Below are 26634 nucleotides of genomic sequence, written 5' to 3' on the forward strand. Positions count from 1 at the left end.
GAAACATCCGTCTTTCTGGAGAACGCGCTTGGCGCAGATCTTTTGCATCGCAAATCAGAAGGGTGGGGTTGGAAAAACCACCACCAGCGTCAATCTGGCCGCAGCGCTGTCGCGCCTCGGCCAGCGCGTGCTGCTGGTCGATATGGACCCCCAAGGCAACGCCACCATGGGGTCGGGCATCAACAAACACACCCTCAACGCCTCGGTCTACGAGGTGTTGATCGAACAGGTCACCCTGCAACAGGCGCGCCAGCGCAGCGACGCCGCGGGCTACGACGTGGTCGGCGCCAACCGCGAGCTTGCCGGCGCCGAGGTGGAACTGGTGGACCAGCCGCAACGCGAACGGCGTCTCAAGTCGGCCCTCGCCACCGTCGCCTCCAACTACGACTTCGTTCTGATCGACAGCCCGCCGGCCCTGGGCCTGCTCACCCTCAACGGCCTGTGCGCAGCGCACGGGGTCATCGTGCCGATGCAGTGCGAATACTTCGCGCTCGAAGGCCTGTCCGATCTGGTGAACACCATCAAGCAGGTGCATGCCAACCTCAACCGCGACCTGCGCATCATCGGTCTGCTGCGGGTGATGTTCGATCCGCGCATCACCCTGCAACAGCAGGTCAGCGAGCAGATCAAGGGCCATTTCGGCGACAAGGTGTTCAACACCGTCATTCCGCGCAATGTCCGCCTGGCAGAGGCACCCAGCTACGGCCTGCCCGGCGTGGTGTTCGACCCCGCGAGCCGTGGCGCCAAGGCCTTCACCGAGTTCGCGCAGGAAATGGTGGATCGGCTGGCTGTACCCGCATGACGCAAGAACCCTCGTCTGCTTCCGCACGCATCCTGCTGCTGCCAGGCTGGCTGGGCTCCGGCCCCGGGCATTGGCAGCAGCGCTGGCACAGCCTGCATGGCGACGAACTGGTGGAGCAGGCCGATTGGGTCACCCCGCGCCGGGGGGACTGGATCGCCCGGCTGGAAGATGTCATCCTCGCCCAGCCCGGCCCGGTTGCACTGGTTGGCCACAGTCTGGGCTGCCACCTCGCGGCGGCCTGGGCACACAGCAGCAGACAGGCCCAGCGTGTCGCCTGTGCCCTGCTGGTCGCCCCGCCTGATCTGGCGCGCCGCGATCTGCCCCCGGCCCTGCTGCCCTGGGGACGGCCCCTGCCCGGACAGGCATTGCCGTTTGCCGCAACCGTCGTGGCCAGTGCGGATGATCCGTATTGCAGCCTGGATGCCGCGCAACGTCTGGCCAGCGGCTGGGGGGCCGACTGCATCGAACTCGGTGCGCTCGGCCACATCAACGCCGACTCCGGCCTGGGAAACTGGCCCCAGGGCCGGGCCTTGCTGCAGGCCGCCTTGCAGCGCAGCAGGCACAATGTCGTCCCTCCTCCGGTTTGACCGAACAACTCCCACACGCAGATGGCAACAAAAAAACCCAAAGGACTCGGGCGCGGGCTCGACTCCCTGCTCGGCCCCTCCGTCGAACTCACTGAGCTGGATGCCGCCGCGCTGCGCGAATTGCGGTTGGACGATCTTGTGCCCGGCCGCTTCCAGCCCCGCACCCAGATGGACGAGGGCGCGCTCTACGAACTGGCGCAGAGCATCAAGGCGCAGGGCGTGATGCAGCCGGTGCTGGTGCGCGCCCTGCCAGATGGTCGGTACGAGATCATTGCGGGGGAGCGCCGGACCCGCGCCGCGCGGCTGGCCGGTCTGGACACCGTGCCAGCACTGGTGAAGGACGCCGACGACCGCGCCACCCTGGCCATGGCGCTGATCGAAAACCTGCAGCGCGAAGACCTCAACCCGCTGGAAGAAGCCCGCGGCATTGCCCGGCTGATCGAGGAGTTCGGCCACACCCATGAGCAGGCGGGACAGGCCGTGGGCCGCTCGCGCACCGCGACCAGCAATCTGCTGCGCCTGCTCAACCTGGCGGATGCGGTGCAGACCATGCTGCTGGCCGGAGACCTCGACATGGGCCATGCACGCGCGCTGCTGGCGCTGGACAAGGCCCAGCAGGTGCAGGCGGCGCAGCAGATCCTGGCCAAGCGTCTGAGTGTGCGCGAGGCCGAGCGACTGGTCAGCCGCACCCAGCAGGAACAAGGCGGCGCCACGGCGCCAAAACAGGTGAAGCCGCCCAAGGACCGCGACTGGAAGCGCCTCGAAGAAGAGCTGTCCGAGCGCTTTACCGCGCCCGTCGAAATTCGCAGCAAGGCGGTGCGCAAGGGTCATCAAAGCGGCGAGATCGCCATCCACTTTTCCTCGCTGGACGAACTCGACGGCCTGCTCGCGCTGCTGCGCGGCAACACTGCGGAAACCTGAACCCTACTGCAACGCCGCCGACGCCGCCGCGAACCGACAGGCCGCATGGGCGTCTGCTTGCTGCACCGCGCAGCCCAGGGTGAGCCAGTAGGCCGCCAGCCGTCGGCAGACGACGCACATTTCGGCACTGAGTTGCGGGTGCTGTTGCAAGGTCTGCAGGTTGCGGCCAATTTTCTGCATCGCCGCGACGCTGGGCTTGTCCGCGTAAAACGTCATCAACGCCAGAGTGCCCGCGAGCAAGGGCTCCGGGGACTCACCCCGGTCTGTCTGCACATCCGTCATGGAAAGATTGCATGGCTGGCGTCTGTGCCGGAGGACTGGTCCGCACGGGCTGGCGAGCAAAGCTGCGAGAAAACTTCACGGACTTGCCGTGGCTTACTTGGTCAGAATCAACTTGTCCTGCCGGGTCAGGCGCAGTTGATAGGTCTGCCCCTGATGGCGGATCTGCACCACCGCGCCCTGCCGGAACAGTTCGCGCGAATGCAGAGTCAATCCGGTGTTCAGTGGGTTTTCCACCAACGCGCGGCGCGGCGCCATCCCCGGTTGTTCCTTGCTCGGCATGACGTTCATCGCGACCACTCCATCACGGCCCAGGTCAGCGCGAGCACCGCCAACAGACTGAGCCCCAGTTCTGCATATCCCATCTCGATTCCTCCATCGAACACAAACGCCCTGGCGACGGCTGGGGACACCTGATGATGCGCTTGCCTGTGCGGGGCAGCCCCGCAGGGGCTTGCGCGCATCGCGATGGAAGCCATCTTATTGCGAATCGTTCTTGTTTGCAAATGTCGGGCGAAATATGCGGTCTTGTGCGCGGGGGTCAGCCCGGTGACGGGCCGAGCCATCCCGTCCCACGGAGGCTGGTGCCCAGCGCCAGATGCGGCAAATCGCGCTCAGGCGCAATACATCTCGCTGCGGTTGCGCCCGCCCTGCTTGGCGCGGTACATCGCCTGATCGGCCATGGACAACACGGCGTCGATGCTCTGGACCTTCGCATCGCAACCGGCAATCCCCAGGCTCAGGCTGAGCCGCACCACCCCGGCGGAGGTCTGAAAGGGGTGCGCGGCAACGAATTCGCGCAGGCGCTCGGCGATGTCGAGCGCCTGATCCGCCCGGGCGTGCGACAGCAGGATGCAGAACTCCTCGCCGCCCATGCGTGCAAACACATCACCCTCGCGCAGCAGCGAGAGCACCACCTGCGCAAACTCCACCAGCACTTCATCTCCCACCGGATGACCATACCGATCGTTGATCTGCTTGAAGTGGTCGAGGTCGAGCAGCATGACGCACGGGCCCGGACCCTCATCGGGCGCCTCCTGAATGGCCCGATCGACCGCAGCGAAAAAGCCCCGCCGGTTCTGCACCCCGGTCAGCGGATCGGTGTAGGCCAGCGCGCGCAACTGATGCTCCAGCTTCTTTTGCGCGGAAATCTCCACCATGCCGGTGATCAGGCAATCCTCCCCGGCAAAGCGCACCAGCCGCATGGACACGAGCACATCGACCGGCGGGCCGCCAACCGTCTTCAGCCGGATTTCCGCCTGCTGCACTGCGCCCTCCTCCCGCAGCCGTGCCAGCAACAGCGCGCGCTGCCCCGGATCGACGTAAAAATCCGTGGTGAAAATGGTGTCCGACAGCCGGTTTTCGGGGTCGATCAGCGTCTTGGCCGCGGCGTTGAAGCGCAGCACACGGGAATCCGCCACCCGCGTCAGCACCAAGGGCATGGGCGTGGCGTCGAACAGGCGCTCCAGGTTGTTCTCGCTCTCCTCGGCGTGAAGCCGGGCCTCCTGCGCCGCCTGGGCCTCGGACTGCAGCCGCCGCCGGTCGAGCCAGGCCACGCGCAGGCCCCGGCTGAGCGACACCGCAATCTGCCATCCGGCGACATTGGCGAAACCAAACAGCACCACCGCAATGCTGACAAACTTCGCGTCGAAGTGCAGCGACGTCCAGACCACGATGGCGAACAGGGCAGTGAACACGCCGCCCACCCACAGCGCCTCGCGCCGCAGGATGGGCACATAGGCATACCCCGCGAAAATCAGCGCCAGCGCAGTGATCGAGTGGTAGTCTGCGTTGCCGCCATAGGCCAGCACGACCAGCAGGAACAGCGCCATGATGCTCAGCTCGAACCCGAGCAGCAGGTTTGCGACCCGACGCACATGATCCACATGCCCGGCCTTGCCCAGGTGGGCCAGGCCAAATCCCCAGCCCAGAATGACAAACCGTGCAGCCAGCAAGCTCCAGTACACCCAGGTGGCACCCAGTACGGCCAGATCGGTGAACGTGGCCGAGAGGAAGGCCAGCGCGCCATAGAGCCCGATCTGGCGCACGCGCGGCCCCAGACTCGCCCACTCCGCGCGAACGAACGCCTCCTCATGCGCGGGATTGACGAACAGACCATCCGCACCGATGCGCCATTGCGCATCCGGGTCAACGGGAAGGGGGTTGCTTGCCATGGAATGTCGGTCGGTGCAGCGCGGTCCGCATCCGAGAATGCTCCCGCGCAGAATCGGCTGCCATCGTATGCCGAAGGGCACCCGGTTCACCAGCCAGGCGGTCTGCAAAAGCGGAATAGTTCACAGTTTGCGCAAGAGTCATGGGCTGTCCGAGCAAAACCCAAGCCATTTCATCGTTCCGCAGTGAAAATGCGCTGTCGTCTGACTCACCCCTTTTCCGCAGCACCATGACCGCCAGCCTGATCCGCACGACATTCGACAACGCCACGCCGCAGCCGGACGCCGCGCCGTTTGCCTTGAGTCATGCACAACAGGACATTCTGTTGCGGCAGGAACTGCTGGGCAGCGCCATCTACACCATCGGCCTGACCATCTCCATCGACGGCGAGCTGAACGTGCCCTTGCTGCAGCGGGCCATGCGGGACGTGATCGCCGCCGAACCCATGCTGCGCGCGCGTGTGCTTGCCGCGCCCGACGGCCCGCAGTGGCAAGTCGCCAACGCACTGGCCTGGACGCTGCCCTACACCGACTGGCTCGCCCAAACCGGTTCGCCGCAGCGCGCCGCAGAGCAAGCCGCAGCCGACATCGCCGCGCTCAAGTCGGAGGGCATCGATCCGTCCGGGCCCACCCTGTGGCGTTTCGCGCTCTACCGCACCGGGCCGACGCGGCATGAATGGCTGATGTGCTTCAACCACGCCCTGCTGGACGGCTATGGCGTGATGCTGATCGGTCAACGCATCTTCCGCCGCTACAACGCCCTGCTCGGCAACGACGCTGCCGCCCTGGAGCCCGGCCCGAGCTACGCCCGCTTTGTCGCGCGCGAGCAGGACGACGCGCACTCATCCCGCCATGCGCGCAACAGGGCGTTCTGGGAGGAACGTCTGTCCGGAATGGATCGCACCACAGCCGTGGCGGCCACGCCCGATCTGCAGGCGCTGCCCCACCCCACGCAGCACCGGTGGGAAGTCAGCCTGGCGCGCTGGCAACGCTATCTCGACCGCGCCGCAGAACAGGGCCTGTCGCCTGCGCAGGCGGTGATGTTCTTTCTGGCCAGCTATCTGGCGCGGGTCTCGGGGCAAACCGACATCCTCATCGGCATGCCGCTGCACAACCGCCGCGACGCGGTCGACAAGCAGACCGTCGGCCTGTTCGTCAACACCCTGCCGCTGCGGCTGAGCGCCGACGCGGATGCCGCCCTGCCGGACATGATGCGCGCACTGGCCGACGACACCCGGCAGGTCCTGCGGCATCAACACTATCCGCTCGACCGCGTCCTCACCCGGCTGCCGCCCAGACAGGGCATCGCGGGCATGCATTTCGACCTGACCGTGTCGGTCGAGAACTTCGATCCGCATGCCACCCTGGGCACGGCGCGGCTGCGCTTCGCCCCGTTCAGCGGCCATCCGGGGTTCGCCCCGGTCGCCGCCTACATCCGGCAATACGGTGACACCGACCAGCTCCCCATCGACCTCGTTCTCGACCCCAGGGCGCCACCCGCACTGCGTCACACCCGCTTTCTCTCGGAACGGCTCGACCAGCATCTGAGCGCGCTGCTCGCTGCGCCTCGGCGCCGCCTGCGCGACATCGACCTGCTGTCCCCGCCAGAGCGCGCTGCGCTGCAGGCGTTGCAGCCCGCACCCACACCGCTCGCCGGATCGCAATGCCTGCACGAGCGGGTCGCCGCGCAGGTGCGCTGCACGCCCCAGGCTTGTGCGGTGCGTTTCGGCGGTCAGGCATTGACTTATGCCGCGCTCGACCAGGCAGCCAACCGGCTGGCGCACACGCTGCGCGATCTCGGCGTCGGCCGCGATGTCTGCGTGCCCGTGATCATGGAACGCCGCCCTGAGCTGGTGGCCGCGCTGCTGGCCGTGCTCAAGGCCGGCGGCGCGTATGTGCCGCTCGACCCCGACTTGCCCGCCGAGCGCCTGCGCCGCATCCTGCAGCAGACGCAGGCGCGTGTCGTGCTCACCCAGCCCGCGCTGCACGCCGCGCTGCGCGATGCGGCCGCGCAGCCCTTGCACCTGCTCGACGCCGATCTGCGCCCGGGCGATCCGGTCGCGCCGCCCGCAACCGACTGTCGCGGCGACGATCTCGCCGTCGTGATCTTCACCTCCGGCTCCACCGGCCAGCCCAAGGGGGTGATGATCCCGCACCGCGCGCTGTGCAACCATGCGCTGTGGAATGTGCGTGCGGTCGATTTCGGCTCCGACGACCGGCTGTTGCAAAAGTCCGCGCTGAGTTTCGACGCGTCGATTTCCGAGTTTTTCGTCCCGCTGCTGTGCGGCGCCGCGGTGCACCTGGCCGCTCCCGGGCTGCAGCGCGACCTGCCCGCGCTGCTGCAGACCGTGATCGACCAGCGCATCACCCACCTGACGCTCGCCCCCTCGACCGCCAGGGCGCTGGTCGACGACCCGCTGCTTCCCGCCTGCACCAGCCTGCGCTGCGTGCAGTTCGGCGGCGAGCCGCTGCCCGCGGAGCTTGCCGCGCGCTTCCAGGCGCTGCTGCCGCAGGCGCGGCTGCTCAATTTCTACGGCCCGAGCGAAACCACCGAAGACAGCAGCCTCTACGTCGTGGACGGCCCAATCACCCGGACCGACGGCACGCTGCCGGTGGGTCGGCCGATCGACAACACCCGCATCCATGTGCTCGACGCGCAGTTGCGCCCGCTGCCATTCGACGTGGCCGGCGAGATCTGCATTGCCGGTGCCGGCGTGGCGCGCGGCTACCTCGGCCAGCCGGAGCTGAGCGCCGCGCGCTTCGTCCCCGACCCGTTCCAGCCGCAAGAACCCATGTTTCGCAGCGGCGACCTCGGCTACTGGGGAAGCGACGGGCAGCTGCATCTCACCGGGCGCAACGACGATCAGATCAAGATCCGTGGGTTTCGCGTCGAACTCGGCGAAATCGAGCGGCAACTGGCCAGTCACACGGCGGTCGCGCAGGCTGCGGTGATCGCATGGTCTTCCCGCACGGACGATCCGCAACTCGCCGCCTATGTGGTGCTGCGCGCCGGACACGAACACACCCCGATCAGCGCGCTGCAGCGCCTGCTCAAGGCGAGCCTGCCGCACTACATGATTCCCGCCGCGTGGCAGGTCCTGCCCGGGCTGCCGCTGACCGCCAGCGGCAAGGTCGACCGGCGCGCGCTGCCGGCGCCGCAATTTCAAGCGGCGAGCGCCAGCGCCGAGCGCCGCATGCCGCGCAGCGCCACCGAACAGGCGCTGTGGCAGATCTGGCACGAGGTGCTGCAGCGCGAGCCCTTTGGCATCGACGACCATTTTTTCGACCTCGGCGGCCACTCGCTCACCCTGACCCAGGTGCGATCGCGCATCCAGACGCGGCTGGGCGTCGCGCTGCCGCTGGCCGACCTGTTCACCCATCTGACCATTGCCGATCTCGCCGCGCATCTCGACCGGCAGCAGGCGCGCGCGCACGTCGAACCCGCGATTGCACCCGTGCCGCGCGGCGGGCCGCTGCCCACCTCGCTGTCGCAGCGCCGCATGTGGGTGATCCAGCACTTCCACCCCGAGACGGTGGCGTACAACGTCACCGCCCCGCTGCGGCTGCGCGGCCCGCTCGACATCGCGCTGCTGCAGCGCGCGCTCGATCTGCTGGTCGCGCGTCACGAAGCGCTGCGCACCCAGTTCGCGCTCGATCGTCAGGAGCCGGTGCAGACCATCCTGCCGCAGCTGCACGTCGCGCTGGAGGTCATCGACCTGCGCCAGATCGAACCCAGCAACGCCCGCGAATCCGCCGCACGGCAGGCGGCCACCGCGTTCACCGCACGGCCTTTCGACCTGTCGGCCGCGCCGCTGTTCCGCGTGGCGCTGATGCGCCTGGGCGACCAAGACCATGTGCTGCTGTGGGTGCTGCACCACACCCTGGCCGACAACTGGGCGCTGGCCGTGCTGTCGCGCGATGCGCTGCAGATTTACGCCGCCCTGCTGCAGGGCCGCGCTGCAGACCTGCCGCCGCTGTCCATCCAATACGCCGACTACGCCGCATGGCAGCGCAGTGCGGCCGCCACCGCCACGCGCGAGCCGCATCTGGCATATTGGATGCAACGTCTGCAGGGCATGACCGATCTGCCCCTGCCCACCGACTTCCCACGCCCAGCCCAGCCCAGCTTTGCCGGCAAGACGCTGTCCGCCCCGCTGCCGCCCGCGCTGCTGCAGGCGCTGCGCGCGCACGGCGCGCGGCAGGGCGTCACGCCGTTCATGCAGTTGCTGGCGAGTTTCAACGTGCTGCTCGCGCGCCTGTGCCGCAGCGACGACATCGCCGTGGGCACGCCGATCGCCAACCGCCACCACGCCGCCACCGAGCAGCTGGTCGGCACCCTGGTCAACACCCTGGTGCTGCGCAACACGGTCGATCCAAACGCCAGCTTCGACCAGCTGGTGCAGCAGGTGCGCGACACCGCGCTGGAAGCCTACGCCCACCAGGACGCGCCGTTCGACGAGCTGGTCGAGCGTCTCGCCGCGCAGCGCCCCGACCATCCGCAGGGCCTGGTGCGGGTGCTGTTCAACGTGCTCAACGCGCCCACGGGCCAGCGCGCGAGCGTGCCGTTCAGCTACGAGGCGTTCGACTTCCCCCGGGTCGCGGCGCAGTTCGACCTGTCGCTGCACATCGACACCGAATTCAGCCGCCACATCCAGCTCGAATACGCCACCGAGCTGTTCAGCGACGCCACCGCACAGCGTCTGCTGGAGAGCTACCTGCATCTCACCGCGCAGTTGCTCGCGCGGTCCGAGCAAGCCGTGTCCGCGCACCCGCTGCTCACCCCGGCGCAGCACGCGCTGCTGGCGCAGTGGAACGCGACCGCAACCGCCGACCCGGCGGATTGCAACCTGCCGCAATTCCTGCAGCTCGCCGCAGCAGACCGGAACGCGCGCATTGCGATCAGCGATGCGCACGGCCGCACGCTGCGCTATGGCGATCTGCACGCCCGGGCGCTGGCGATCGCGCACCTGCTGCGGCAGCAGGGCGTGGGCCGCGGCGACCGGGTCGGGTTGTGCATGGAACGCCACGCCGACCTGCTCGCCGCGCTGCTCGGCGTGCTCTACAGCGGCGCGGCCTACGTGCCGCTCGACCCCGGCTTTCCGCTGGAACGCCTGCACTTCATGGCAGAAGACGCGCAGCTGCGCTGCATCCTCACCCAGGACGCGTTGCTGCCGCTGCTGGCCCATAGCGGCGTACGGCAAATCGCGCTGGACAGCGCCTCTGCATTGCCCGAGCAAAACGCTGCACTGCCGCCCGAGCACGCGGCCCAGCCCGACGACCCCGCCTACCTGATCTACACCTCCGGCTCGACCGGGCGGCCCAAAGGCGTGCTGGTGCCGCACCGCGCGGTGGTCAACTTGTTGCGCAGCATGGCGCGCACCCCGGGGCTGCGCGCGGACGATGCGCTGCTGGCGGTCACCACTCTGTCGTTCGACATCGCCGTGCTCGAACTGCTGCTGCCGCTGGCCGTCGGCGCGCGCGTGGTGCTTGCCGACCACGCGCAGGCACGCGACCCCGACGCGCTGCGCGCGCTGCTGCACACCAGCGGCGCGACCGTGCTGCAAGCCACGCCGACGACCTGGCGCATGCTGCTCGCATCCGGCTGGCGCGGCAGCCCGCGACTGCGCGCCTTTATCGGCGGCGAGCCGCTGCCCGCCGATCTGGCGGCGCAGCTGCTGCCCGCCTGCGCCGAGGTGTGGAACCTGTACGGCCCGACCGAAACCACGGTCTGGTCCACCTGCTGGCGGGTGCAGCCGCAGCAGCCCATGTCCATCGGCAGGCCGATCGCCAACACCCAGGTCTGGGTGCTCGACCCCGCCGGCCAGCCCTGCGCGATCGGCGCACCGGGAGAAATCCACATCGGCGGCGACGGTGTGGCGCTGGGCTATTTCCAGCGCCCCGAACTCAGCGCCGAGCGCTTCGTCCCCGACCCGTTCTCCGCCCGACCGGGCGCACGGCTGTACAAAACCGGCGACCTCGGCCGCTGGCGGCACGACGGCCTGCTCGAGCACCTGGGCCGACTGGACCACCAGGTCAAGATCCGGGGCTTTCGCATCGAACTCGGCGAAATCGAGGCGCAGCTTCGCGCCCAGCCCGGCGTGGCCAGCTGCGTGGTCGGCACCCACGCCGCGGGGGAAGCAGACCTGCGGCTGGTCGCCCATGTCGTGCCCGCGCCCGGCGCGCCGCAGCCCGACCCCGCCGCGCTGCGCCAGGCGCTGCGCGGCCACCTGCCCGACTACATGGTGCCGCAGCACATCGTGCTGCTCGACGCGCTGCCGCTGCTGCCCAACGGCAAGCTCGACCGCGCCGCGCTGCCGCCGCCGCAACCGGGCAGCGCGCCCGCCGAGGCTCCGCACGCCAGGCTGCCCGCCACCGACGCCGAGCACCGCATCGCCGCGATCTGGCGCGAGCTGCTCGGCGTGGAGCGCGTGCTGCTGACCGACAATTTTTTCGATCTCGGCGGGCATTCGCTGCTGGCGATGCGCGCGGTGATCGCGATCGAGCAGCAGCTCGGCTGGCGCATCGCGCCGCGGCGGCTGATTTTCGAAAGCCTGGGGCAGCTCGCGCGCAGCGATGCGCACGCCCCGCTGCGCGAAACCGCCTGAACCCGCCGCGCGCCGACATGCCGCAAGCCGAAGTCACCGACGCGCTCGGCCAGACCTTCCCGCCAGCGGGAACCGAAGCGCGCATCGCCAGTCTGGTGCCCAGCCTGACCGAGACGCTGTGCGCCCTCGGGCTGCGCGCGCAACTCGTCGCGCGCACCGGGTTTTGCGTGCATCCGCGCGCCGCGGTGCGCGACATTCCCAAGGTCGGCGGCACCAAGGACGTGCGGCTTGCCGCGCTGCGCGCGCTCGCGCCCACGCATGTGCTGGTCAACATCGACGAAAACACCCGCGACACCGTGGACGCGCTGCGCGCCTTCGTGCCGCACATCCTGGTCACCCACCCGCAGACCCCCGAGGACAATCTCCTGCTATTCGACCTGCTGGGCGGCGCATTCGCCAAGGTGCCGGGCACGGCGCAGCGCGCCGCGCAATTGCGCCAGCAACTCGACGCCGTGCTCGCGCAACTGCGCGCCCGCCGCTTTGCCCCGCGCCGCGTGCTCTACCTGATCTGGCGCGCGCCGTGGATGACGGTCGCGCGCGACACCTACATCAGCCAGAGCCTGGCCGCAGTCGGCTGGCACACCCTGCCCGCCGTGCATGGCGGCGACGGCCTGCACCAGCCCGGAAGCAGCCGTTACCCGACCTTCGACTGGTCCGCGCCCTGGCTGGACGCGGTGGACTGCGTGCTGCTGTCGAGCGAGCCCTACCGTTTTGGCGCGCGGCACGCCGACGAAGTGCGCCAGCTGCTGGCCGCGCGTGGCCTGCGCCCGCAGGTGCGCTGCATCCCGGGAGAATGGGCCAGCTGGTACGGCGTGCGCGCCATCAGCGGCCTGCGGCAACTCGCCGCCAGCGCCCGGGCGGCCTGAACCTACAGCCGCGAGCGCGCAAACACGCTGCGGTGCCGCTGCGCGCGGAACTGCCAGCCCAGCAGCGCAAAGCCCACCAGCGGCACCAGTGCGTCAGACAGACCAAACTGGCTGCTCCAGCCCGAGCCGTCCAGACCCGCGGCCTTGCCCAGCAGGCTGCCGACAATCCATACCGACGGCCCGATGAGCGCCGCCAGCCGCATGCCCAGCCCGCCCCACGCGCTGGCCACGCCCACCACGGCAAACCCCAGCGCTGCCAGCCCGATCTGCACACGCAGCGGATCGCCCGCCGCCTGCGGCAACACCTGCTGCGCGCTCACCCACAGAAAACCCGCGCCGATGGAGCACAGCAAAAACCAGCGCAGCACCACCTGCGCCAGCCGCAGTGCATGCGGCGCGCGGTCGCTGGTGAACAGCGTCAGCGCGGCCAGCACCAGACCGATCAACACCAGGGTCAGCGCCCGGTACTCCAGCGCCCAGTGCAACACCTGCGTCATGCCAACTCCTTCGCGTGTCGCGCGCCTCAATGCGCCGGGTCCGACTCCGAGCGGTCTTCAATCCCCACATCGAGTGCGACCAGAAAGCGCGACACCATGTTGTACGCCGCGATCACCCCCACCAGCTCGACCACCTGCTGCTGCGGCAGCAGCGCGCGGATGGCGGCGAAATGCGCCTCGCTCACCCGCACCCGCCGCGTCATGTCGTAGGTGACGGCCATCACCGCGCGTTCCTGCGCGGAGAATGCCAGCCGGTTTTCCACCGCTGCGGGAATGTCATGCAGCAGCGCGAGCTGCTCCGCACTGCCCCCGGCCGCGATGAACGGCTGGGCGTGATGCATGAACTCGTAATCCGCCCCGTTCAGCCGCGCCACCACGCAGATGGCCAGCTCGCGCAGGGCGGGATCGAGCGCCAGCTCGCCGCGCACGGCGCCGAGCAGGCCATTCCAGCCACGCGCAAATGCCGGACTGTGCAGCAGCATGCGATCGAGATTGAGCAACGCGCCGCCCCGGCGCTGGCGGATGGCAGCCACCAGGTCTTCGGGCTCGGCATGGTGTTGCGGCAGATAGGCGATACGCGGCATGATTGACAGAGCGCAAGAAAGGGATGATGGGCTGCAATGTAGCCTCAAACCCGCGCGCAGGGAAACACCGCGCCGCCCGTGCTGTGTGGCGCCACTTGAAAAGCCTTCCGCCTTGCCGCATGTTGTCCGCAGTTCTTCTTCCGAGAGGTCGTCATGCTCGTCGTCTGCCCCCACTGCGCCACCCTCAACCGCGTCCCCGATGACCGCCTGCACGATGCCCCCGTCTGCGGGCAGTGCGGCCAGGAGGTTCTGCCCCCTGCGCCCGTCAGCCTCACCGATGCCAGCTTCGAGCGCTTCATCGCCAAGAGCGAGTTGCCTGTGGTGGTGGATTTCTGGGCCGAGTGGTGCGGGCCGTGCAAGATGATGGCGCCGCAATTCGCCCAGGCTGCCAAGCTGCTCCAGGGCCGTGCGGTGCTGGCCAAGGTCGACACCGACGCCAACCCGCAGATCTCGGTGCGCAGCCGCATCCGCAGCATCCCCACGCTGGCGCTGTACCGCGGCGGTCAGGAAGTCAAGCGCCAGTCCGGCGTCATGCCCGCTCAGGAGCTGGTGCGCTGGGTGGGGGCGTAAGGGCGGCAGAGCCGTCCAGAAAACATGCTGGCGGCGGCAGCCCCCATTCAGCGCGCGGATCGGGCGGACGGCCGGGCACGCTTGACCGCGGCGGTTGAGGGACGCGCCGCTTTTTTCGCGGCCGTCTTGGCAACGGGTTTCGCCGCCGGGTTCGCTGGCTTTGCAGGTGGGCTGACCGGCGCGCTGGTCGCGTCCGCCCCCGTCGGCGCTGCAAAACCCGCCTGCATCGCACCGCCCTCCTGCATCGCCTTGCTGGCCAGGTCGGTGAACTGCTGGGTCATGGTGGTCCACCACTGCATCGGGTCGAACAGGGGCGCCGTGGCAGATTCCTGCGGCGGTGTTTCGGCGGTGGCGGTCGAGGTCGAGGTCGCTTGCGCCTCCTGCGCTGCAGCCGTGGCCGTCCTGGGCGGCGGTTCGGCCACCATGCCCTTGGCAAAGGCCTGCAAATCCACATTCATGGACTTGAGCGCGTGCAGGGTCATGCGTTGCACCTCCAGCGCCTGAATCATGTTCTGCGTCATGCGCGCATTGGTTTCCAGCCAGCTCAGCACGGCCTTGAGATCGGTGATCTTCTGCTCGATCTCCTGCACGTCCATGGTCGGCGCCACCCAATTGGCGAACTGCGAGGGCATGCCCGTGCCTTTGAGCAGGGTCTGGAAAAACTCCATGCCGGGAATGAAATCCTTGAACTCCGGGGTCTGTGCCATGGTGGTCTCCGTGCGCCGGGTGCGCTGGATGTGCAGCATACGCGTGGAGGCCCTGCGCGAAAAGCCTCGGCCACACCCTCCCGGCAACGACATCACGTCCCCGGCAAAATAGCGCGCATGTTGCCAGGCACAGACCCCCTCTCCGCGCAGCGCGCCTTGGCGCGCGGCTGCGGCCCGACGGGATGCGGATGACCCCGCACCAGGGTCTGCGCGCCCGCCCGGGCTGGCTGGCCGTGCTGCTGCTCGCCTTGCTCGTGCTGGCCTTGCATCTGGCCGGGCTGGTCTGGCTTGGCCACGCGTTTGAACCCCTGGCGGCAGGCCACCTGCCCGAACCGATCTACACCCAGCTGCTTCGACCCACGCCCCCGCCGGCACCGGCACCGCGGCCTGCGCCCATGCCGACAGTTCCGGCACCAGCGCCACATCGCGCACCGGAGCGGGTCACTGCGGCCCTTCCCGCGCCCCCGGCAACGCCCGTGCCACCGCCTGTCGAGGCCGTCGCCGCATCCGTTCCCGCGCCGCCGATCAGTGCCCCGCAGCCGCCAGCCTCTGCGCCCGCAATCGCCAGCGCGCCGGGCAACCCGGGCAGCGCGCCCGCAAGCGGCAATGGCAGTCGTCCAAGCGGCAGCGCCAGCAGTGCCGCACCGCCCGCTGCATCCGCCTCGCCCCCGCTGCCGCAATCCTCGGCCCCGGCCGTCGAAGTGCCTGCCTGGCCGCCCTCCACCAGACTGTCCTACACCATCAGCGGCTACTGGCGGGGGGCGCTGCACGGCAGCGGCGCGCTGGTCTGGACCGTGGACGGCGACCACTACGACGCCACCCTGTCCGGCAGCGCGCTGATCGGCTTTGCCTACCAAAGCATCGGTCGCATCGACGGCGACTGGCTCGCCCCCACGCGCTATACCGAGCGCGTGTTCACCCGCGAAAAATCGGTCACATTCGACCGCGCGGCCAATACCTTGCGCTTCAGCGCCATTCCCGACGTGCTCCCCTTGCAGCCTCATGTGCAGGACAGCGCCAGCCTGTTCCTGCAGCTCGCCAACCGCCTCACCACCCATCCCGGCGACTTCCGCCCTGGCGCCACGCTCACTTTCGCCGTGGCCCGCCCCAGCGGCATGACCGACTGGACCTTCACCATCGCCGGCATGGACACGGTTTCCACCCCGGTCGGGCCGCTGCGCTGCTGGCATGTGGTGCGCCAGGCCACACAGGGCAATGAACTCGGCGCGCAAATCTGGCTGGCGCCGCAACTGCAGAACCTGCCGGTGCAGATCCGCCTGCAGCAATCCGCCGACAGCTATCTGCTGTTCACCCTCGACCACGCCGAGCAGGCCGCCCCGGCGTCCGTCGCACCATGAAAAACGCCGCGCAAGGCGCGGCGCTTGCGGCTGCGAACCGACCAATCAATGCGGCGGCAGGGCCGGGATCATCCAGGTCAGCACATGCTGCTGCAGATACACCAGAAGTCCCAGCAGCAAGGTGAGAAACACGCTGTGCTTGAAGGTGCGGGCGAACACCACCCCCTCCTTGCCCTTGAGTGCCGTGGTGGACACTCCGGTGGCGATGTTCTGCGGCGAGATCATCTTGCCCATCACCCCGCCTGACGAATTGGTCGCCGCCATCAGCACCGGGTCGAAGCCCAGCTGCCGCGCAGCCACCACCTGCAGATTGCCGAACAGCGCATTGCCTGACGTATCGCTGCCCGACAGGAACACCGCGACCCAGCCGAGAAAGGCCGACACCAGCGGAAACAGCGCACCCACCCCGGCCACGCCGAGGCCCAGCGTGTAACTCATGCCCGAGTAGTTCAGCAAAAAGGCCAGCCCCACGATCATGCACACCGTCAGCACCGCAATCCGCACCTGCACCCAGGCATCCCGCATGGCCGCGAAGAATTCGCCGATTGGCAACCGCACCAGCACCGCGGTGATCACCGCGGACAACAGAATGGCCGTGCCCGTGCCCAGGGGCTGGAAGTCCCACAGGGCCACATAGGGCTTGTTGTAAAGAGTGATGAACACCTGCTTGTCCAGCCCCGGCCAGAGCACCTTCATCTCGCCGAAGGTGAACATCTTGGCGTACACCCAGAAAATCACCACCACGGTAATCACCACCCAGGGCAGCCAGCCACCATACCCCACGCGGGCTTCATGGGATGCGCGCGTGGGGCGCGCAATGGCGAACGCCGGGTCCGGCGCTGGGGCCCAGACCTTGAGAAAGCCAACCGTCAGAATCAGCGAGAACATCGAGGCCAGCACGTCCGTGAGCTGATAGCTGATGAAATTCGACGAGACGAACTGCGCCAGCGCAAAGCTGCCTCCGGCCACCAGCAGAGCGGGCCACAGGGCGCGGATCGACCGCAGCCCCCCGTAGATCGCAATGACATAAAACGGCAGCAGAAAGGCAAAAAGCGGCAACTGCCGCCCCACCATGGCCGCCAGCGGCTCGGGCGGCATGCTGGTCACCGCGCCCAGCACCGTCAGCGGAACCCCCAGCGCACCGAAGGCCACGGGCGCCGTGTTGAAGATCAGGGTAAAGGTCAGCGCTTCGAGCGCCGGAAATCCCAGGCCGATGAGCAGGGCACTGGTGATGGCCACCGGGGTTCCGAAACCCGCAATGCCTTCGAGCAGACAGCCGAAGGAAAACGCCACCACCAGAAGCACCAGTCGGCGGTCATTGGGCAGGTGCTCCAGCATCCACATGCGGAACATCTCGAACCGTCCCGACTTGACCGCCACGTTGTACAGCACCAGAGCGCCATACACGATCCACATCACCGGCAACAAGGCAAACACCACCCCAAGCGCAACAGCATTGACGGCCAGTCCCACCGGCAGCTGCCAGGCCGTGACGGCAATGATCAGCCCGACGATCAGACCGACCGCAGATGCCTGCCATGCCGGGCGTCGCAAAACACCCAGCATCAACAGCACGATGGCGATCGGAATGGCCGCCACCAGAAACGAGGACAGCAAGGCGCCGCCCACCGGGGTCAGAAGTTGATGAAACATGCGAGTCTCCCACCCGGTCAACCGCGTTGCGCGCTCCGGGCTTCTGCGTGTGATGTGAACAATGAAATCCTCACACACCCCAGCCCTTCGTCCGTTGCGAAGCCTGGTTTGTGCGGCGCCGCAAGCCTAGGGGGGCACGACGTGGCAGGCAAGCGAATCGCGGCCATTCTTACATCTGGTTGCAAGCCGACGATTGGCGTCAACACTGCCTTTCCCGATTTGCTGGCAATCCTCCGCACAGACCCGGATGGACAGATGGCGTCTGTCAACGCCTGCCGATTGCTGCGCGTTTTCACATCAACCGTGTTGCGCGTTTTTGTCAGGCTTGATTTTTGCTTCGATGTCCCTATCTCCTCAGCAACCAGTGGAGAACCACCATGCAAACCATGATCTATGACTCAGACGCGTTTTGTGTCCTGCAGCTCGACTGGTCGGGCGCTCAGGCCGAGCAAGGCGGCCCGGACGCCGACCTCTCCCGCGGCGGGTATGAAATCGTCGACAAATTCGCCCGCAAGGAAATCTTCCTGGGGGGCCGCGCCGCAGAAGGGTTTCGCGACAGCGTGCAGCAACTGATCGCGCAACAGCCCAGCAGCGAGGAGATCGACGACTTTCTCGACCGCTACTCCGCGCTGTCCCGGCAGTCGCTGCAGGCGCACTGATTCAGCGCCCGGGAGCTCGCGCAGAGGCTTGCTCAGAGGCTTGCTCAGGGCCTGTTCACGGCGCCAGGCAAGGGCTTGGCGTGCGTCTCACGCGCGAGCAACACACACAGCACCGACACCGCAATCCAGGCCAGCAACACCCCGTTTGCCGCCTGGAATGCAGTGCCGTCATACAGCCGCACGCCTCCAGCCTGCTGCCCGGTCCAGAACCGATCCAGCACCCAGCCCAGCAGGGGCAGTTGCACCAAGGCGCCGAGCATCACCCCGGTGTTGTGCACGCCAGACGCCGTGCCCGCCAGATGTTGCGGCACCGACTCCTTCGCCCAGGCAAACCCCACCACCATGGCGCCCGAACCCACCGATGCCAGCAGCAAGGCCACGAGCAGGACGGGCCAAGGGGCCTGCGGGCACGCCACCAGGACGCCAAATCCCGCAAGCATCATCAGGCCACCAAGCAGGTAGGGCAATTTGCGCCGGCGCAGCATGTCGGAGACCCGCCCCCACAGCACACCGCCGAAGGAAAAGGCCACCAGCATGATCGCAATCACCCAGGAGGCCTGTCCCGCAGGCATCTTGCGCTGCTGCACCAGAAACGGCATGCCCCAGAGCGTGGTGAAGGTGAGAAAGGCGCCGCACACCCCACCGGGCGCCACGAACAACAGCGCCGTATTGCGATAGCGCCAGACCGCGCCCAGACCGCGCCCCACGTCTCCCAGAGTCTGCGCCTTGCGCGCGGGCAGATAGCCGTCGAAACCCAGCTCCTCCGGCCGATTCCGGATGCGCAGCAAGGCCAGCAGCGACAAACCCAGACAGAGCACACCGACCGCGCCCAGCACCCAGCGCCAGCCGAAACGGTGCGACAGGATGAGCAGCGGCGCCTGCGCCAGCACCGCCCCCAGCGTACCCAGGGCAAGCGACAGACCCGACATGGTGCCGAACATCCGTGGCGCAAACCAAGCTGCCGAGAGCTCCAGCAGGGACACCCAGGCCACGCCGTGCCCAAGCCCGATCAAGGCCCGCGCCACGGCAGCCGACTCGAAGCTCCCCGCCGCCGCGAACAGCAAGGCACCCAAGCCAGTAATGGCCTGGCCCGCGACGATCAGCACTTTTGGGCCAAAGCGGTCGTTCGCGATGCCCGTCGGAATTTGCGAGGCGGCGTAGAAGTAAAAGTAGAACGACGCCAGATTTCCCAGTTGCGCTGCATTCAGATGAAAGTCGCGCATCAGGTCGGTGTTGAGCACCCCTGGAGTCACACGCAGAAAAAACCCCACCATATAGGCTGCAGCCGCAATGCCCCAGAACATCAGGGCCAGACGCAGAGGCGGGTATCGGAAGGCGGCAGGCATCATTGCGGGGACGTGGAGGGCAAGGCGGGCGAGCTTAACCGCATTGGGCCTGTCCACGCGACTGCTGCGCCCCGGCACGCCAACGTGAAAAAACCGACACACAGAGGGTTCAAACCTCTTTTATTGTGTTGAATCAAAACCTTGCAAATTGATATTCATAGACTCCAAATCATGAATATCGTCGAACTGCCCCCCTCGACCGCGCCGAATCTCATGGTGCCAACGTCGCTGCACCGGCTCGCCCGCCTGGAGCGCATGGCCGGAGGCGATGTGGTGCGCATTCTCAAGGCACTGGCGCACCGTGAACGCCTGGCCATTCTGTGCTTGCTGATGGACGGCGAGCGCTGCGTGCGCGAACTGGAACACGAAGTCGGCATGCGTCAGGCCGCGCTGTCGCAGCAACTCGCCAAGCTGCGCGCAGAAAACATTGTCGAAGCCACCCGTCGCGGGCGCTTCGTCCATTACCACATCAAAAGTCAGCAGGTGCTCAACGTGGTTCGCGCGCTCTGCCCGGCAGAGGAGAACTGAACGCCGGTGCTGCATTTACCAGGTGCCGTGCAGGCCCCAGTACACGATGAACACCAGCACCAGGGTAGAGACGGCCCAGCCCCAGGGCGGCAATGCGTTCCACACCCGGTCGAGCACTCCGGCACCGTCTTCGACCGGAATCTGGCCGCGCATGACCTGATCGAACCGGGAAAAAAAGGTTTCCGCCAGGCTCTGCGCCGTGCTGTCCACCGCTGCCTTGCCGAGTTGGCCAATCGCCCCGCCCACCTCGGCCGTCGCCTGGTAATTCATCTGCGTGCCGCCATCGGCGGTGGGCTGCAGCGCCACAAGCGCCCGCCCGAGACCGAAACCGGCGCTTCCCGCATTGCCCTCGAAGCGCAGCACATAGCTGTGCGGCGGGTTGGGGTCCTCCAGTGTCAACGTGCTGCTGAAACGCGTCTTGAACCCACCCACGGCCAGCACCTGCACGACCTCGAAATGCCCCGATCCTGTATCGGTGATCGATTCGCAGCCCGGGATGCAGGTCTTGAGCACCTCCGGGTTGTTGAGCGCCTCCCAGGTTTGTTGCGGGCTTGTCGGCAACAGCCATTTTCCCTTCACGTCCATCCCAGCCTCCATGTCGTCTGACCCACTGCACTTTCATCCCGCGACCGGGCAGCAGACAGGCATATATCAAGGCTGACTTATATTCCGCACCTCGTTTGGTAAGCAAGCTGCACCGCAGCAAAATCGGGAAACTCCTGATCGGGTCACTACCAAGTCGCCTCACGACGCACGCATTCTGCTCAACGGAACAAGGGTCTACACTGATCCGCTCTGGTTCAACATGAACGGACTTCCATGCAGATCACCGTGCTCGACGACTACCAGGATGCCGTGCGCAAGCTCGACTGTGCGCAACACCTGGAGGGTCACGACCTCAAGATTTTCAGCAACACCGTCAAGGGTGTCGGCCAGCTCAGCGTGCGCTTGCGGGACACGCAGGCGCTGGTGCTGATCCGTGAGCGCACCGCGCTTTCGCGGCAGCTGCTGGAGAAATGTCCCAAGCTGCAGCTCGTGGTGCAGACCGGCCGTATCGGCCCGCATGTGGACGTGCAGGCCTGCACCGAGCTGGGCATCGCCGTGGCCGAGGGCCAGACCGACCCCGCCGTGACCGCCGAGCTCACCTGGGCGCTGGTCCTGGCAGCGATGCGCCGCCTGCCGCAATATGTCGCCAGTCTGAAGCATGGCGCGTGGCAGCAGGCGGGGCTGAAGGCGCAGTCCATGCCGCCCAACTTTGGCCTGGGACAGCGGCTGGCCGGCAAGACCCTGGGCATCTGGGGCTATGGCCGTATTGGCCAGAGGGTGGCGCGGTACGGGCAAGCGTTCGATATGCGGGTGCAGGTGTGGGGCAGCGCACAGTCGCGCGCCCTGGCAGTGGAGCATGGGCTGCTGGCCTGCGCCTCGCGCGAAGACCTGTTCACCACCAGCGATGTGCTCAGCCTGCATCTGCGCCTGAGCGAGGCCACGCGCGGCCTGATCACCCTGGCCGATCTGTCGCTGATGCAGCCCACCGCGTTGCTGGTGAACACCGCCCGCCCGGAACTGCTGGCCCCGGACGCCCTGGTGGCCGCGCTCAACCGCGGGCGTCCAGGCCTGGCCGCGGTGGATGTGTTCGAGGCCGAACCCATCCTGCAGGGACATCCCTTGCTGCGGCTGGAAAATGCGATCTGCACACCGCATATCGGCTTTGTCGAACAGCAGCACTACGAGCACCTGTTCGCGCAGGCCTTCAAGGCCGTCGTGCAGTTCGCCGCGGGTGATCTCAGCGGCATCCTGAACGCACAGGGCCTGTCGCCACGGCGTATCTGAAGACGCCTATTTGCCGATGCAGAAACTGGAAAAGATGGCCCCGAGCAGATCGTCCGGAGTGTAGTCGCCGGTAATGGTCATCAGCGCCTGATGTGCCAGGCGCAACTCCTCGGCCAGCAGATCCAGCGGGGCATTCGCGTCCCGGGCGATGAGGTCCACAGCGAGATCGAGGTGACTGCGGGTGCGTTCCAGCGCCTGGACATGGCGTTGACGGGCAATGAACACCCCCTCGCTGCCCTGCTGCGCTCCGGCCAGTTGCAGCAGGGTGTGTCGCAGCTCCTGCAATCCGTCGCCCCGCGCTGCCGAAATCCACACGCCCTCGGCGGCCGCAAGCCCCCATTGCTCCCATGCCAGCGCGATGTGCTGCTCGGCCTGCTCCACGCGCACGCTGTCGCGCTTGTTGAACACATGCAGCACGGGCACCCCCGCAGGCAAGCCGCGGGCGATGTCGGCCTCTGCCTGCGCATAGCCGGGAGCCTGCAGCCGGGTGAGATCGTGCAGGAACAGCACCACGTCTGCACCGGAAATGGCGTCCCAGCTGCGCGCCACGCCGATGCGCTCCACCGCATCGGCGCTGTCGCGCAGGCCCGCGGTGTCGATGATGTGCAGCGGCACCCCCTCGATCTGGATGGTCTGACTGACCTTGTCGCGGGTGGTGCCGGCAATGGGGGTGACGATGGCCAGCTCCGCCCCGGCCAGCGCATTGAGCAGCGAGCTTTTGCCCACATTGGGCTGGCCCGCGAGCACCACGTTCAGGCCTTCGCGCAGCAAGACGCCCTGGCGCGTTCTGGCCTGAACCTGTTGCAGTGTCTGCTGCAGATCCTGCAGACGCTGCGCGGCATGTGCCTGGCGCAAGAAATCAATGTCTTCCTCGGGAAAATCCAGCGTCGCCTCGACCAGCAGCCGCAGTTCGACAAGCTGCGCAGCCAACCCGTGCACCGCCTTGGACAATTCGCCCGCCAGCGCGCGCGTGGCGCTGCGTGCGGCGGCTTCGGTACTGGCGTCGATCAGATCGGCCACGCTCTCCGCCTGCGCCAGATCGAGCTTGCCATTGAGAAACGCGCGCCGGGTGAACTCGCCCGGTTGCGCCACGCGCAGCCGCATGTCGCGGCCCAGCTCCAGCAGGCGCGCCAGCAGCAATTGCAGGACCACAGTGCCGCCGTGAATCTGCAGCTCCAGCACATCCTCTCCGGTGTAGGAGTGCGGCGCAGGAAAAAACAGGGCCAGCCCCTGGTCGAGCATGCCGCCCTGTCCATCCATGAACGGCAGATAGGTCGCGTGGCGCGGCTGCAACTCGCGCCCGGCAATGGCGCGGGCCAAGGTGCCCAGCGACTTGCCGGATACGCGCACGATGCCCACAGCGCCGCGCCCCGGCGCTGTGGCAATGGCCACCACCGGATCGGCGTCCTGCGCCAATGCATTCATGGCCGTGCGCCGGGGTGGATCAAACCTGCCTTACTGGGCCGGCTTGGCCGGGGTATCGGTCAACACGCCCACACCCATCTTCTTGTTGATGAACCACTGCTGCGCGATGGAGGTGGAGTTGTTGGTCAACCAGTACAGCACCAGCCCGGCGGGGAAGAAGAAGAACATGATGGAAAAGGCCGCCGGCATGATCCACATCAGCCGCGCCTGCATCGGGTCGGGCGGCGTCGGGTTGAGCTTGACCTGCAGGAAGGACGTGGCGGTCATGATGGCCGGCAGGATGTAATACGGGTCCTTGGCCGAGAGATCGTGGATCCACAGAATCCACGGCGCACCGCGCAGCTCCACGCTGGACAGCAGCACCCAGTACAGCGCAATGAATACCGGAATCTGGATCACGATGGGCAGGCAGCCGCCCAGCGGATTGATCTTTTCCTTGCGGTACAGCTCGACCATGGCCTGGTTCATCTTTGCCTGGTCACCCTTGTAGGTCTCGCGCAGCGCGGTGATGCGCGGGCCGACCGCCTTCATCCGCGCCATGCTCTTGTAGCTCGCTGCGGTGAGCGGGAAGAATGCCAGCTTGATGAGCAGAGTCAGCACGATGATGGACCAACCCCAGTTCTGCACCACCTTGTGGATCAACTCCAGCAGCCAGAAGATCGGCTTGGCCAGAATGGTCACCCAACCATAGTCCTTCACCAGCTCGAGACCCGGAGCGAGCGCGCCCAGCGTGCTCTCCAGTTCGGGTCCGACGAACAGTTTGGCGTCGGTGGTGATGCTCTTGCCCGGCGCAATCTGCGCCAATGGCTGGATCACCCCCACCGCATAGAGGTTGTCGCCCAGCTTGCGGGTATACAGATCGCGCGGGCCGTCATAGGGCTGCGGCACCCAGGCGGAGACGAAGTAATGCTGAATCATCGCCACCCAGCCGCTGTCCGCCTTTTTCGGTGCCTCGTTGGTCTTGAGATCCTTGAACTCGAACTTCTGGAACTTGCTGGCGTTGTCGTAGTACGCCGGGCCGGTGTAGGTGTGATAGAAGTGCGACTCGTCGCCGGGTGGCGTGTTGCCGTCGCGCACGAGCTGCATGTACAGCTGCGGGCTCACGGGCGTGGTGCCGGTGTTGGTGATGGTGTTGCGCACATCCACCACATAGCTGTCGCGGGTGAAGGTGTAGGTGCGTTCAAGCCGCACGCCGCCCAGATCGGGCGACACCAGCTTGACCTGCAGCGTCTTGGCGTTGCCCATGTCGCGCGGGCCGGGCAGCACCGTCATCTCGGTTTCGTGATTCGGAAAGTCGCCGCCGATCAATCCCGACTGCGCCATGTACTTGTTGTTGGCAGAATCGTCGAACAACACCACGTTCTTGCCCGGCTCGGTGCGACTTTCATACTTCAGCAACTTCGCGTACACCAGATTGCCGCCCCGCGAGGAGATCTTCAGATCCATCAGATCGGTGTGGATCGTCGTGAGCTGTGCTGCAGGTCCTGACGCCGCAGCCGGGGCAGCCAGCGGTGCAGTCGCTGCAGCTGTTGCGGGCAGACGCGCTGCGCTCGGCGCAGCCTGCGGCACGGCACTGGTCGGCGCGCTGGCAACTTGCGCGGGGTGGGCCGGTGGCGTTCCGAACAAATCCGTCTCGCCGTTGTAGCGCAGCCAGGAGTTGTACAGAAAAATCATCGACATGGTGAAAACCACCCAGAGTACCGAACGGCGGAGATCCATACGCAAATCCTGTTGTAGTGATGCAGAAGCGCCCGGGAGACTCAGGGCCTGGAAGAGGAGAGTGAAACCGATGACTTCGGCGCCGACGCGCCCGGCTCGGTCGCACCACGCAACACCGCGTCCTCGGGCGAAGACGCGCTATTGTGCATGGGCGGAGATGACCGAGCGTCATCAGATCCCGATTCGCAGAGTTCGAAATGGTCCGTTTCGCTGGCGCGATGCCGCCAGGGTGCCCAGGTGAACTGTGACGGGACGGGGTCATGCCCACCTTCACACCAAGGCTGACAGCGCAAGATGCGCACAGCACCCAGATAGGTGCCTGCTGCGGCGCCATGCGTGTCAAGTGCCTCGATGGTGTAGGCCGAGCAGGTGGGATAAAACCGGCACTGCCCGCCCACCCAGGGGCTGAGCAGCAAGCGGTACAGACGTACCAGACCGATCAACAGTTGCTTCATGCAAGGCCTTGTTCCGACACGACGACGGTGCGTTCGACCCAGGACTTGAGCAAGGCGTTCACCGCCTGCTGCACGTAAGCCAGCAAAGCAGGAGAGCGCGCGCTGCGAAACTCTGCCGGCAGCTTGCGCGTCAGGCGCAGCATGAGCACGGGGGCCTGCGACCGGGCGCCAGGCGGCAGAAGCAATTCGCGCAGAGCCTGACGCATCACCCGCTTGATCAGGTTGCGCCGCACGGCGGGCTTGCAGAATTTTTTTGGAATGACCAGTCCCAGCCAGCAGTGATCGGGCCCGGACGCAGTTGGACTCGCATCGGCAGATACTGCCCGGTAATGCAGTCGAAACTCTGCCTGTTGCGCATAGCGCGCAGAGAAACAGGCGGCAAACGCTTCGGGTTGCCGCAACATGTCGACCTTCAAGGGTTTGGGGCGCTCGGTGCGCTGATCGGCCGCGGCTTCAGCGCGTCGGGCCAGCGAGACGCGAGAACACTGAAACCCACGAGGTGCTCAGCGTCGGCGTCAGAGTACCTCAGACTGCCAGACGCTTGCGGCCCTTGGCGCGGCGTGCGTTGATGACCGCACGACCACCGCGTGTCTTCATGCGCACCAGAAAGCCATGCGTGCGCTGACGACGGGTCTTCGAAGGTTGATAAGTACGTTTCATGTTCTCACCTTAATCAAAAATACTGAATTCAATGATTAAATTCAGCTGGAACCACTTATTTCTGCATTTTTTCACTTGGAAAGCCCGGGGTGTTTGTGTTCCGCATTTCCTGCCAAGCGCCTGTGTGATTCAGAAAAAAGCCCTCCATTTGACTCACGATCGGACTCTTTGTCAATTTTTGGCCCGATTTCACCGTTCCGACCCCACCGCAGTGTGACGTTCTATCCGTCTGGGTGCATCCGGGGGTGGTCACTTCTGACCCTAAAAAATGCCGTTTCGGACTGTGGATAACTTCGCTCGCAGGGGTAAACTGCCAGTCTCGGTCCAAGCCTCGACATGGCGTCTTCGGAACAATCGGAAAGCGATCATCCAGGGGAAAGCCCCCTTTCCGAGAGCCAGCAAGCACGCGCAT

24 protein-coding genes and 1 pseudogene are annotated in these 26634 nt (G+C 66.7%); 10 read left to right on the forward strand and 15 right to left on the reverse strand.

The features are described 5' to 3' along the window. Window positions 1-28 precede the first annotated feature (28 nt). Genes AC1ZQA_RS15890 through AC1ZQA_RS15900 form a run of 3 tightly spaced genes read left to right on the forward strand, consistent with a single transcriptional unit; the run spans window position 29 to window position 2310 of the window. Window positions 29-802, forward strand: coding sequence for a ParA family protein (locus AC1ZQA_RS15890; RefSeq protein WP_482677796.1), 774 nt, complete (start codon window positions 29-31; stop codon window positions 800-802). Further along, window positions 799-1389: an RBBP9/YdeN family alpha/beta hydrolase gene (locus tag AC1ZQA_RS15895; protein WP_482677797.1), complete on the forward strand. Its 591-nt coding sequence runs from the start codon at window positions 799-801 to the stop codon at window positions 1387-1389. Before AC1ZQA_RS15890 ends, AC1ZQA_RS15895 begins: the two co-directional genes overlap by 4 nt. 21 nt (window positions 1390-1410) lie before the next feature. Further along, entirely contained in the window at window positions 1411-2310 is a 900-nt protein-coding gene (locus AC1ZQA_RS15900) for a ParB/RepB/Spo0J family partition protein (RefSeq protein WP_482677798.1), read from the forward strand. A gap of 3 nt (window positions 2311-2313) precedes the next feature. Here AC1ZQA_RS15900 and AC1ZQA_RS15905 read toward each other — a convergent pair whose 3' ends face one another. The 4 genes from AC1ZQA_RS15905 to AC1ZQA_RS15920 all read right to left on the reverse strand — a co-directional run bounded on the left by AC1ZQA_RS15905 (window position 2314) and on the right by AC1ZQA_RS15920 (window position 4763). Continuing rightward, the gene (locus tag AC1ZQA_RS15905; RefSeq protein ID WP_482677799.1) at window positions 2314-2592 is read right to left on the reverse strand and encodes a hypothetical protein; all 279 of its coding nucleotides are present in this window, start codon (window positions 2590-2592) and stop codon (window positions 2314-2316) included. A 93-nt stretch (window positions 2593-2685) separates the two neighbouring features. Further along, on the reverse strand, window positions 2686-2880 hold the full coding sequence (gene hemP, locus AC1ZQA_RS15910) for a hemin uptake protein HemP (RefSeq protein WP_482677800.1): 195 nt from the start codon (window positions 2878-2880) through the stop codon (window positions 2686-2688). After that, entirely contained in the window at window positions 2877-3002 is a 126-nt protein-coding gene (locus AC1ZQA_RS15915; protein WP_482677801.1) for a hypothetical protein, read from the reverse strand. Before AC1ZQA_RS15915 ends, hemP begins: the two co-directional genes overlap by 4 nt. A 201-nt stretch (window positions 3003-3203) precedes the next feature. Next, entirely contained in the window at window positions 3204-4763 is a 1560-nt protein-coding gene (locus AC1ZQA_RS15920; RefSeq protein ID WP_482677802.1) for a sensor domain-containing diguanylate cyclase, read from the reverse strand. Window positions 4764-4990: 227 nt separating this feature from the next. Between AC1ZQA_RS15920 and AC1ZQA_RS15925 the strand changes: the two genes are divergently transcribed. Both AC1ZQA_RS15925 and AC1ZQA_RS15930 read left to right on the forward strand, forming a co-directional pair. Next, a complete protein-coding gene (locus AC1ZQA_RS15925; protein ID WP_482677803.1) occupies window positions 4991-11365 on the forward strand; it encodes an amino acid adenylation domain-containing protein in 6375 nt (2124 codons plus the stop codon). Between the two features lie 17 nt (window positions 11366-11382). Continuing rightward, window positions 11383-12231 carry a helical backbone metal receptor gene (locus AC1ZQA_RS15930; RefSeq protein ID WP_482677804.1) on the forward strand — a complete coding sequence of 283 codons (849 nt, stop codon included), beginning with the start codon at window positions 11383-11385 and terminating at the stop codon, window positions 12229-12231. Between the two features lie 2 nt (window positions 12232-12233). Here AC1ZQA_RS15930 and AC1ZQA_RS15935 read toward each other — a convergent pair whose 3' ends face one another. Both AC1ZQA_RS15935 and AC1ZQA_RS15940 read right to left on the reverse strand, forming a co-directional pair. After that, window positions 12234-12728, reverse strand: a complete 495-nt coding sequence (locus AC1ZQA_RS15935; RefSeq protein WP_482677805.1) for a DUF6790 family protein — start codon at window positions 12726-12728, stop codon at window positions 12234-12236. A gap of 26 nt (window positions 12729-12754) precedes the next feature. Beyond that, complete coding sequence (locus tag AC1ZQA_RS15940) at window positions 12755-13312, reverse strand: carboxymuconolactone decarboxylase family protein (protein WP_482677806.1); 558 nt, start codon at window positions 13310-13312, stop codon at window positions 12755-12757. Between the two features lie 153 nt (window positions 13313-13465). Between AC1ZQA_RS15940 and trxC the strand changes: the two genes are divergently transcribed. Continuing rightward, window positions 13466-13882 (forward strand): thioredoxin TrxC, encoded by a 417-nt coding sequence (trxC, locus tag AC1ZQA_RS15945; protein WP_482677807.1) that lies wholly within the window; start codon window positions 13466-13468, stop codon window positions 13880-13882. 47 nt (window positions 13883-13929) lie between these two features. On the opposite strand, the gene AC1ZQA_RS15950 is transcribed toward trxC, so the two are convergent. Beyond that, the gene (locus AC1ZQA_RS15950; protein ID WP_482677808.1) at window positions 13930-14589 is read right to left on the reverse strand and encodes a PhaM family polyhydroxyalkanoate granule multifunctional regulatory protein; all 660 of its coding nucleotides are present in this window, start codon (window positions 14587-14589) and stop codon (window positions 13930-13932) included. Window positions 14590-14777: 188 nt separating this feature from the next. On the opposite strand from AC1ZQA_RS15950, the gene AC1ZQA_RS15955 reads away from it, so the two are divergent. Beyond that, on the forward strand, window positions 14778-15947 hold the full coding sequence (locus AC1ZQA_RS15955) for a DUF3108 domain-containing protein (protein WP_482677809.1): 1170 nt from the start codon (window positions 14778-14780) through the stop codon (window positions 15945-15947). A gap of 45 nt (window positions 15948-15992) precedes the next feature. Here the strand turns inward: AC1ZQA_RS15955 and AC1ZQA_RS15960 are convergent, their stop codons facing one another. After that, a complete protein-coding gene (locus AC1ZQA_RS15960) occupies window positions 15993-17600 on the reverse strand; it encodes an L-lactate permease (protein WP_482677810.1) in 1608 nt (535 codons plus the stop codon). 377 nt (window positions 17601-17977) lie between these two features. Here AC1ZQA_RS15960 and AC1ZQA_RS15965 point away from each other — a divergent pair, with 377 nt between their 5' ends. After that, window positions 17978-18259, forward strand: coding sequence for a BTH_I0359 family protein (locus tag AC1ZQA_RS15965; RefSeq protein WP_482677811.1), 282 nt, complete (start codon window positions 17978-17980; stop codon window positions 18257-18259). Window positions 18260-18303: 44 nt separating this feature from the next. Here the strand turns inward: AC1ZQA_RS15965 and AC1ZQA_RS15970 are convergent, their stop codons facing one another. Further along, window positions 18304-19608 carry an MFS transporter gene (locus AC1ZQA_RS15970; protein ID WP_482677812.1) on the reverse strand — a complete coding sequence of 435 codons (1305 nt, stop codon included), beginning with the start codon at window positions 19606-19608 and terminating at the stop codon, window positions 18304-18306. Between the two features lie 168 nt (window positions 19609-19776). Between AC1ZQA_RS15970 and AC1ZQA_RS15975 the strand changes: the two genes are divergently transcribed. Next, a complete protein-coding gene (locus tag AC1ZQA_RS15975; RefSeq protein WP_482677813.1) occupies window positions 19777-20133 on the forward strand; it encodes an ArsR/SmtB family transcription factor in 357 nt (118 codons plus the stop codon). Window positions 20134-20148: 15 nt separating this feature from the next. Here the strand turns inward: AC1ZQA_RS15975 and AC1ZQA_RS15980 are convergent, their stop codons facing one another. Beyond that, a complete protein-coding gene (locus AC1ZQA_RS15980; RefSeq protein WP_482677814.1) occupies window positions 20149-20718 on the reverse strand; it encodes an SRPBCC family protein in 570 nt (189 codons plus the stop codon). 234 nt (window positions 20719-20952) lie between these two features. On the opposite strand from AC1ZQA_RS15980, the gene AC1ZQA_RS15985 reads away from it, so the two are divergent. Beyond that, the gene (locus tag AC1ZQA_RS15985) at window positions 20953-21963 is read left to right on the forward strand and encodes a D-2-hydroxyacid dehydrogenase family protein (protein WP_482677815.1); all 1011 of its coding nucleotides are present in this window, start codon (window positions 20953-20955) and stop codon (window positions 21961-21963) included. 6 nt (window positions 21964-21969) lie between these two features. Here the strand turns inward: AC1ZQA_RS15985 and mnmE are convergent, their stop codons facing one another. The 5 genes and pseudogenes from mnmE to rpmH form a co-directional block, all read right to left on the reverse strand. Beyond that, entirely contained in the window at window positions 21970-23388 is a 1419-nt protein-coding gene (mnmE, locus tag AC1ZQA_RS15990; protein ID WP_482677816.1) for a tRNA uridine-5-carboxymethylaminomethyl(34) synthesis GTPase MnmE, read from the reverse strand. Window positions 23389-23418: 30 nt separating this feature from the next. Continuing rightward, window positions 23419-25107 carry a membrane protein insertase YidC gene (gene yidC / locus AC1ZQA_RS15995; protein ID WP_482677817.1) on the reverse strand — a complete coding sequence of 563 codons (1689 nt, stop codon included), beginning with the start codon at window positions 25105-25107 and terminating at the stop codon, window positions 23419-23421. Between the two features lie 242 nt (window positions 25108-25349). After that, a pseudogene (yidD, locus tag AC1ZQA_RS16000) lies at window positions 25350-25562 on the reverse strand (membrane protein insertion efficiency factor YidD); the annotation flags it as partial. Further along, entirely contained in the window at window positions 25559-25966 is a 408-nt protein-coding gene (locus tag AC1ZQA_RS16005) for a ribonuclease P protein component (protein WP_482677818.1), read from the reverse strand. The pseudogene yidD and the gene AC1ZQA_RS16005, both read right to left, overlap by 4 nt. A 121-nt stretch (window positions 25967-26087) precedes the next feature. Beyond that, on the reverse strand, window positions 26088-26222 hold the full coding sequence (gene rpmH / locus AC1ZQA_RS16010; RefSeq protein WP_013107607.1) for a 50S ribosomal protein L34: 135 nt from the start codon (window positions 26220-26222) through the stop codon (window positions 26088-26090). Between the last annotated feature and the right edge of the window lie 412 nt (window positions 26223-26634).

The organism is Thiomonas sp. DCM-2 (assembly GCF_056820905.1).

Excerpts from the sequence above, each read along its gene's own strand:
- AC1ZQA_RS15970 (WP_482677812.1), bottom strand. The coding sequence starts at position 19,608 with ATGATGCCTGCCGCCTTCCGATACCCGCCTCTGCGTCTGGCCCTGATG.
- AC1ZQA_RS15935 (WP_482677805.1), bottom strand. The coding sequence starts at position 12,728 with ATGACGCAGGTGTTGCACTGGGCGCTGGAGTACCGGGCGCTGACCCTG.
- AC1ZQA_RS15905 (WP_482677799.1), bottom strand. The coding sequence starts at position 2,592 with ATGACGGATGTGCAGACAGACCGGGGTGAGTCCCCGGAGCCCTTGCTC.
- hemP (WP_482677800.1), bottom strand. The coding sequence starts at position 2,880 with ATGAACGTCATGCCGAGCAAGGAACAACCGGGGATGGCGCCGCGCCGC.
- trxC (WP_482677807.1), top strand. The coding sequence starts at position 13,466 with ATGCTCGTCGTCTGCCCCCACTGCGCCACCCTCAACCGCGTCCCCGAT.
- AC1ZQA_RS15920 (WP_482677802.1), bottom strand. The coding sequence starts at position 4,763 with ATGGCAAGCAACCCCCTTCCCGTTGACCCGGATGCGCAATGGCGCATC.
- AC1ZQA_RS15900 (WP_482677798.1), top strand. The coding sequence starts at position 1,411 with ATGGCAACAAAAAAACCCAAAGGACTCGGGCGCGGGCTCGACTCCCTG.
- AC1ZQA_RS15925 (WP_482677803.1), top strand. The coding sequence starts at position 4,991 with ATGACCGCCAGCCTGATCCGCACGACATTCGACAACGCCACGCCGCAG.
- AC1ZQA_RS15980 (WP_482677814.1), bottom strand. The coding sequence starts at position 20,718 with ATGGACGTGAAGGGAAAATGGCTGTTGCCGACAAGCCCGCAACAAACC.
- AC1ZQA_RS15930 (WP_482677804.1), top strand. The coding sequence starts at position 11,383 with ATGCCGCAAGCCGAAGTCACCGACGCGCTCGGCCAGACCTTCCCGCCA.
- AC1ZQA_RS15895 (WP_482677797.1), top strand. The coding sequence starts at position 799 with ATGACGCAAGAACCCTCGTCTGCTTCCGCACGCATCCTGCTGCTGCCA.
- AC1ZQA_RS15985 (WP_482677815.1), top strand. The coding sequence starts at position 20,953 with ATGCAGATCACCGTGCTCGACGACTACCAGGATGCCGTGCGCAAGCTC.
- AC1ZQA_RS15950 (WP_482677808.1), bottom strand. The coding sequence starts at position 14,589 with ATGGCACAGACCCCGGAGTTCAAGGATTTCATTCCCGGCATGGAGTTT.
- AC1ZQA_RS15960 (WP_482677810.1), bottom strand. The coding sequence starts at position 17,600 with ATGTTTCATCAACTTCTGACCCCGGTGGGCGGCGCCTTGCTGTCCTCG.
- AC1ZQA_RS15955 (WP_482677809.1), top strand. The coding sequence starts at position 14,778 with ATGACCCCGCACCAGGGTCTGCGCGCCCGCCCGGGCTGGCTGGCCGTG.
- AC1ZQA_RS16005 (WP_482677818.1), bottom strand. The coding sequence starts at position 25,966 with ATGTTGCGGCAACCCGAAGCGTTTGCCGCCTGTTTCTCTGCGCGCTAT.
- AC1ZQA_RS15975 (WP_482677813.1), top strand. The coding sequence starts at position 19,777 with ATGAATATCGTCGAACTGCCCCCCTCGACCGCGCCGAATCTCATGGTG.
- rpmH (WP_013107607.1), bottom strand. The coding sequence starts at position 26,222 with ATGAAACGTACTTATCAACCTTCGAAGACCCGTCGTCAGCGCACGCAT.
- AC1ZQA_RS15965 (WP_482677811.1), top strand. The coding sequence starts at position 17,978 with ATGCAAACCATGATCTATGACTCAGACGCGTTTTGTGTCCTGCAGCTC.
- mnmE (WP_482677816.1), bottom strand. The coding sequence starts at position 23,388 with ATGAATGCATTGGCGCAGGACGCCGATCCGGTGGTGGCCATTGCCACA.
- AC1ZQA_RS15940 (WP_482677806.1), bottom strand. The coding sequence starts at position 13,312 with ATGCCGCGTATCGCCTATCTGCCGCAACACCATGCCGAGCCCGAAGAC.
- yidC (WP_482677817.1), bottom strand. The coding sequence starts at position 25,107 with ATGGATCTCCGCCGTTCGGTACTCTGGGTGGTTTTCACCATGTCGATG.